Raw genomic sequence first — 1,444 nt, 5'->3', positions numbered from 1 at the left:
GGCACTGGCAGAGTCCGACATGGTGGGTTGGGGCACAGGCCCCATGTCGGGGTCTTCGACCGCCGACCTACGACATCTTTGCGACATGTCATCGCGCAGGTCGGTACTCGCAGAGTCCGACATGGTGGGTTGGGGCACAGGCCCCTATGTCGGGGTCTTCGACCGCCGACCTACGACAACTTTGCGACATGTCATCGCGTGGGGCGGCACTCGCAGAGTCCGACATGGTGGGTTGGGGCACAGGCCCATGTCGGGGTCTTTGACCGCCGACCAACCACATCTTTGCGACATGTCATCGCGTAGGTCGGCACTCGCAGAGTCCGACATGGTGGGTTGGGGCACAGGCCCATGTCGGGGTCTTCGACCGCCGACCAACCACATCTTTGCGACATGTCATCGCGTAGGTCGGCACTCGCAGAGTCCGACATGGTGGGTTTCGGTGCAGGTTCATTTCGGGGTCTTTGACCGCCGACCTACGAAATCGTTGCGACATGTCATCACGTAGGTCGGCACTCGCAGATTCCGAGATGGTGGGTTGGGGCACAGGCCCATGTCGGGGTCTTCGACCGCCGACCAACCACATCTTTGCGACATGTCATCGCGTAGGTCGGCACTCGCAGAGTCCGACATGGTGGGTTTCGGTGCAGGCTCATTTCGGGGTCTTTGACCGCCGACCTACGACATCGTTGCGACATGTCATCACGTAGGTCGGCACTCGCAGATTCCGAGATGGTGGGTTTCGGCATAGGCCCCATGTCGGGGTCTTCGACCGCCGACCTACGACATCTTTGAGACATGTCATCGCGTAGGTCGGCACTCGCAGAGTCCGACATGGTGGGTTGGGGCACAGGCCCCATGTCGGGGTCTTGGACCGCCGACCTGACGAGTAAGGATAGGTCGCGCGAAGCCGCGACCTGATCCGTTTGTTGGACGAGCCCGGTTCTGGGCGCTGGTTTTTGCCCTACAGAAAATATCTTTTTTGTCTTGCCTGCGAGATTGAGCATTCACTTGGCTCATGCGATACGACGGCGGTGCGCCTTGTGCCATTGCGGCACTTTTTGGGCAGTGTGTAGCTGTTTTTGGTCGAGCACATGCACAGTGCTTTTGGGGCACTGTTGCGCAATCCTCAAGCTGAGATCGGGCGTGTTACTGGTTCGTGGTGGCCTGACTGTGTTGCGGTGGCGGCGCATTGGTCGATGGCAAGATTCGGCGGCGTAGCACCCTCATGGCACCGGCGCAGCACGCGCACTTCCATTGCGCACGAGGAGTGGTCTGAGATGTCGTTGATGGGGTTGCGGTGCCACTTGGGCGCTTGAACACCAGCAACTTCAACAAGGTGATCAGCCTTTTGCTGTTCGGATGCAAGAAACCATAGTTGCGCGCCCTTCGAAAGCCCTTGGGTAGCACATGCTGCATCACCAGGCGCAGAAACTGCGCGCCACTC

1 protein-coding gene is annotated in these 1,444 nt (G+C 59.6%); it reads right to left on the bottom strand.

Going from position 1 to position 1,444, the window contains the following annotated elements; all coding sequences use genetic code 11:
• Window positions 1-1,146: 1,146 nt before the first annotated feature.
• Window positions 1,147-1,444 (bottom strand): transposase (locus tag H663_RS40855; RefSeq protein WP_205872776.1); only part of this gene is annotated, 298 nt, incomplete at its 5' end.

It is taken from the genome of Limnohabitans planktonicus II-D5 (assembly GCF_001270065.2).
GTDB lineage: Bacteria > Pseudomonadota > Gammaproteobacteria > Burkholderiales > Burkholderiaceae_C > Limnohabitans_A > Limnohabitans_A planktonicus.
This window is presented reverse-complemented; position numbering and strand designations above follow the sequence as displayed.